Origin of the sequence: Protofrankia sp. CiP1_Cm_nod1, assembly GCF_920888515.1 — a bacterium.
Classification (GTDB): domain Bacteria; phylum Actinomycetota; class Actinomycetes; order Frankiales; family Frankiaceae; genus Protofrankia.
In genome coordinates this window covers 1-5,285 of sequence record NZ_CAKKTM010000061.1, presented here as the reverse complement: position 1 = coordinate 5,285, position 5,285 = coordinate 1, and the positions used below count along the sequence as shown (strand labels likewise).

The window sequence follows — 5,285 nt, the reverse complement described above, 5'->3', positions numbered from 1 at the left end:
CGTCCCACCAGGCGGGCCCGCCCACGGCCGGCCGGGTGAGGTGGCACCAGCCGGCGGCTGCGGCGGGCGCGCTTTCCCGTCTCCCTGCCGGTCAGCTCTCGCCGAGGCCAGCCGGACAGCGACGCTCCTGGCCGCCGGCCGGGCAGCGCGCCGCCCATGCCTCCCGCGCCCGCGTCTCCCCGGTGGGCGGTGGCCGCCGCGGCCACCGGCCCCGCGGGACACCTCCGCCGGCCCACGACCTCCACGGCACCGGGCTCTGCGCACGCAGGACCAGGCCCGGCGGGACACCTCCGCCAGCCCACGACCGCACCGAGCGGATCTCCCGTGGCCGCCGGCGCCGCGCAGGACAGCCGCTCACGAAAATGCCCGCCATAGTCACCTACGGCGGGCATTCGATGTTAAAGCGTCATAAATAAGGCGACCGCGGACCGGATGATTCACCCTGCCCCCGAACGGGAACAGCCGCGGCCCGAATGCGCGATCAGCCGATGATGTCCGGACGGGCGGATCGCGCGGCGGCTGGCGGTCACCGGAAGCGGGCGACAATATCCATATCCGCCATGTCCGTCATATCCGCTGGAGTGCGCGACGGGCGTGGACACCGTGGACGTCGACACCGTGGACGTCGACACCGTGGACGTCGACACCATGAGCCGCGGCAACCGAGCGCCGTGGCCGGCACCCGCCCCGTCACGGCCGACGGTCCGGCCGCCCCGAACGGGAGCCATCGCCGCCGGGGCGGGGAGCCATACCGTCGCGGCGGCTGCGACCGTCGCGACCGGGGATGCCGTCACGACCGGGGAGGCCGGGGAGGCCCTACCGTCGGGTACGCTGCCGACCGGTTCGCGGGCCGTACAGGACACCCCTGTGCCCGGGAAACCCCGCTGCCATGGCCGGCAGCCCGCGCTCCCGCGGCCTGGGACCTGCGCCGTCCCGACGCGATGGCACGGATAGTGATGGAAACGTGACGATCTGCGGGCGGTGACACGCGAAGAACCATGAAGAACGGCTAGTTACCGTACGTTACGAGCTGGTTGCTCCTGTCCTCTCCTGCTCTCGGTCGTTCCCCGTCAGGCCAGCGGTGTTCCCCCGGGGGTCTTGGCCGGCCCCGCGCTCCTGGCGGGCGCGGGCGACTTGCGGGCGGCCGAGGCGGAACCGTTCGTCTCCGTCCCTCCCGTCGCCTCCGCCCGTCCCGCCGGCTTCCCGGCAAGCGCGGGCTGCTGGGCGGCCGCCTCCGGCGCCGCCACCGCCGGAGCGCCCGCCGGGCTCGCGGCCGCGCGGAAGCTCGCCCTGGGGTCAGCGAAGGATCCCAGCGAGACGATCTCCCGCCGGAAGAACAGCGACAGCGTCCAGTCCGCGAGCACCCGCGCCTTGCGGTTGAAGGTCGGCACCCGGCTGAGGTGGTAGGTACGGTGCATCAGCCACGCGGGCCAGCCGCGCAGCTTCATCCCGTACACGTCCGCCACGCCCTTGTGCAGGCCGAGCGACGCGACGCTCCCGGCGTACTTGTGCTCGTACGGCGCGATCGGCTCGGCGCGGAGATCGGCGAGAATGTTGTCCGCCAGCACCTTGGCCTGACGGACGGCGTGCTGGGCGGACGGACCGGTCGTCGCGCCCTCCCCCTTGGTGAGGTCGGGCACCGCGGCGCAGTCACCCGCCGTCCATGCCTGCTCGACGCCGTCCACCTGCAGGAAAGCGGTCGCCCTGATCCGGCCCCGCTCGTCGAGCGGGAGATCGGTGTTGGCGAGCAGCGGATGGGCCTTGACCCCGGCGGTCCAGACGATGGTCTCGGCGTCGAACTCCTCACCGCTGTCGAGCACCACATGACCGTCCACAAGGCTTTTCACCCGGGTATTGATTTTCATCTCGATACCACGGTGCTCAAGCTGCTTCAACGTGTACAGGCCCATCGCCGGCGAAACCTCCGGCAGCACCCGCCCGCTCGCCTCCACCATCACCCAGCGCATGTCCGACGGCGACAGCTCAGGATAGAACCTGCAGGCGTCCCGGGCCATGTCCTCAAGCTCGGCTATCGCCTCGATACCCGCGAACCCGCCGCCGATGAATACAAATGTCAGCGCGCGGCGCCGGAGCTGCGGGTCGGTACTGGACGCCGCGACGTCCATTCGTTCGATGACCTTGTTCCGAATGTGGATCGCCTCGGCCACGCTCTTGAAGCCGATGCCCAGCTCCGCGAGACCCGGGATGGGCAGCGTCCGGGCGACCGACCCGGGACAGGCGACCAGGATGTCGTAGTGGAGCTCATGCGGCGCGCCCTGATTTGGCGCAATATAGGCGACCCGCTGGGCATGGTTGACCCCGGTCACGCTGCCGCTGACCACACGGCAACCATTCAGCACCCTACGTAGTGGTACGACGACGTGTCGTGGCTCGAGGTTTCCGGCCGCCGCTTCGGGAAGAAACGGCTGATATGTCATGTACGAGTTGGGCTCGACCACCGTCACGGTCGCCTCGCCCTGACGAAGGCGACGCTGAAGACGCAAAGCCGTGTACATACCGACGTAACCGCCACCCACAACAAGGATGTGCGGAGGTTGTCCAAAGCTCATACAAAAAAGGTACTCGCCACCACGCGACCATGCCCCCGGATACGGCGCCGGTGGACGACGGACTCACGTGACGTACAACACGCGGAGATCAACTCGGCGACGTGTACATCGACGGTGGTTCAGTTATTTATCACTGACCGCGCCGCTTACCCTCGCCGCGGCACCGAGCACAGAGTCGATCATCTCGGCGGTGACCCGCCCGGTGAACGTGTTCTGCTGGCTGGGATGGTAGCAGCCGAAGACAACCAGCCCCGCTCGATGTTCGGTGACGCCCCCGTCAGCGCCATCTCGTTCGGTGACGCCTTGCGCTGTGACATCTCGTTCAGTGACATCTCGTTCAGTGACATCTCGTTGGGAGACATCTCGTTGGGAGACGGCTTCTCCAGATGCGGCTTCTCCAGATGCGGCTTCCGCGGAGGCGGCTCGCCGCACCGGGCCGGCCGGCGGGCGTGTGGGGCCCGGCGCGGGAACATCCGCGAGAACGACCCGACGGCCGTGCCCGAACGCCGGCCGTGGCGACGGCAGCGGATGACCGGCCCGCTCCAGCGCGGGCCACAGCGCCGTCCAGGCGAACCCGCCGAGCACGACGACCGCACGCAGCGTCGGCCGCAACAGTTCAAGATCGCGAATCAGCCATCCCCGGCAGGTGTCCCGTTCCAGGGTGGTCGGCTTGTTCGCCGGTGGGGCGCAGCGCACCGCGGCCACGATACGAGTGGAGATCAGACGCTGGCCGTCACCGGCCGACACCGAGGTCGGCAACCGCGCAAGCCCGACCCGGTGCAGGGAGGCGAACAGCCAGTCACCGCTGCGGTCCCCTGTGAAGATCCGTCCAGTGCGGTTGCCGCCGTGCGCCGCCGGTGCCAGACCGACGACGAGCACCCGGGCGTCCTCGGGGCCGAAGGACGGGACCGGCCGCCCCCAGTAACGCTCCCGCGCGAAAGCGGCCCGCCGCTGCCGGGCGACCTCCTCCCGCCAGCCCACCAGCCGGGGACAGGCCCGGCACACCGACATCCTGGCGTCGAGCTCGGCGGTGTCGCCCGCGGAGACAGCGAGCCGCCCGACATCACCCGGCGTGACCGCTACCGGGGTCACCGCCGAGGCGGGATCCCCCGGCCAGCCCGACCCCGGCGCGACCGGACGCCGGTCGCCGACACCACCGACACCGCCCTCGCCACCCTCGCCACCCTCGCCACCAGCGGATCCACCGTCGGCATCAGCGAGGCCAGCAGCACCACCAGCGAAACGAGCGGCATCGTCGGCATCGTCGGCATCGCCACCAGCGGCTGTGCCGGCGCCACCAGCGGCTGTGCCGGCTCCGGCGGCGGCACCGTCGACCGCGGCGTCAAGGACCCATACGGCGTCATGGAGTTCACCCATCGCACCCCGAGCCTAGAACGCCGGTCAAGTAACGCGGATCCCATCCACGACCACCCGCGCAGGCCATGATCCAGGAGAGTTTGTCGTTGTGTACGCTTTTTGGCCGCAAAAGCGTACACAACGACAAAATTACGCCGATCTTCTCTGGTGGCCGACGTCCATCGAAGCGTGCCATCGTTCAGGAGGGATACGTATGGTTACCTGACCGGCGCTCCAGAGCCTCAGCCAGACACCGCGAGCCCGGCCCGGAATCGATCAAGAACTAGTGATCGGATATCAACGGATCACGGGAACACGTGGCTGCTGTAGAAGTCCCTCTGTAGACGTCCCTTGGTTCTGTCTGTCAAGCGGCGGTGGCCCGTGATCCGGCCGCGGTGGCCCGTGGGCCTCGGTCAGGCCGGCGGTGGGTGTGCGCGGGCGAGGTGGTCACGGGGCGAGCAGCGACAGGGCGATACCATCGAGGATGTCGTGCTCGCTCGCGATCACGCTGGTCGCGCCGACCCGCTCGACCAGCGTCCGCAGCACCAGAGCCCCCGCAACGATCACGTCCACCCGGCCGGGATGCATCACCGGGAGAGCCGCTCGTTGCGCGTGCGACATCGTCGCCAACCGGTCGGCCACCGCGGCGACGTCCGACGCAGCCGTCACGGAAAGGTGAATCCGGTCGGGGTCGTAGCCGGGCAGGTCCGCGGCGAGGGCGGCCACCGTCGTCACCGTCCCGGCGACCCCGACGAGGGTCGCGGCCGAGCGGATGGCCACGGTCCGCTCGGCCAGGTCGAACGCCGCGTGGGCGTCGGCGACCACCGCCGCGAGCTGCGCGGGCGTGGGCGGGTCGTCGTGCAGGTGCCGTTCGGCCAGCCGCACGCAGCCGACGTTCACCGACTTCGCCGCGTGCACCCGTGCGGCGTCCCCGAGAACCAGCTCGGTCGACCCGCCGCCGATGTCGGCCACGACGAACGGCTCGGGATGGCCGCGCAGCTCACCGGTGGCACCGGCGTAGGACAGCGCGGCCTCCTCGTCACCGGTGATCACCTCCGGTTCGACGCCGAGGATCGCGCGGACGCCCGCCACCAGGGCGTCCCGGTTGCGGGCGTCCCTGGTCGCGCTGGTGGCGACCATCCGCACCCTGGACGCGCCGAGCCGGTCGATCTCCACGGCGTATGCGCGCAGCGCCGCGAACGTCCGCGCCAGCGCCTCGGGGGACAGCTCGCCGGTACGGTCGACGCCGGCGCCCAGCCGGACGATCTCCATGCGACGGGCCAGGTCCCGCAGCCGGGGGGCCGCGGCGGCCGCTCGCCGGCCGCCCGTGCCGCCCGTGCCGCCCGTGCCGCCCGTGCC

4 protein-coding genes are annotated in these 5,285 nt (G+C 70.7%); all 4 read right to left on the bottom strand.

Features of this window, described 5'->3' with window-relative positions:
- Positions 1 to 206: hypothetical protein (locus tag NBX02_RS03585; protein WP_250289998.1), on the bottom strand; the 206-nt coding region annotated here is incomplete at its 3' end.
- An 864-nt stretch (positions 207 to 1,070) separates the two neighbouring features.
- Entirely contained in the window at positions 1,071 to 2,570 is a 1,500-nt protein-coding gene (locus tag NBX02_RS22910) for an NAD(P)/FAD-dependent oxidoreductase (RefSeq protein ID WP_445548243.1), read from the bottom strand.
- Between the two features lie 123 nt (positions 2,571 to 2,693).
- Complete coding sequence (locus NBX02_RS03575) at positions 2,694 to 3,551, bottom strand: uracil-DNA glycosylase family protein (RefSeq protein ID WP_445548244.1); 858 nt, start codon at positions 3,549 to 3,551, stop codon at positions 2,694 to 2,696.
- A gap of 822 nt (positions 3,552 to 4,373) precedes the next feature.
- Positions 4,374 to 5,285 (bottom strand): Ppx/GppA phosphatase family protein (locus NBX02_RS03570; RefSeq protein WP_250289996.1); only part of this gene is annotated, 912 nt, incomplete at its 5' end.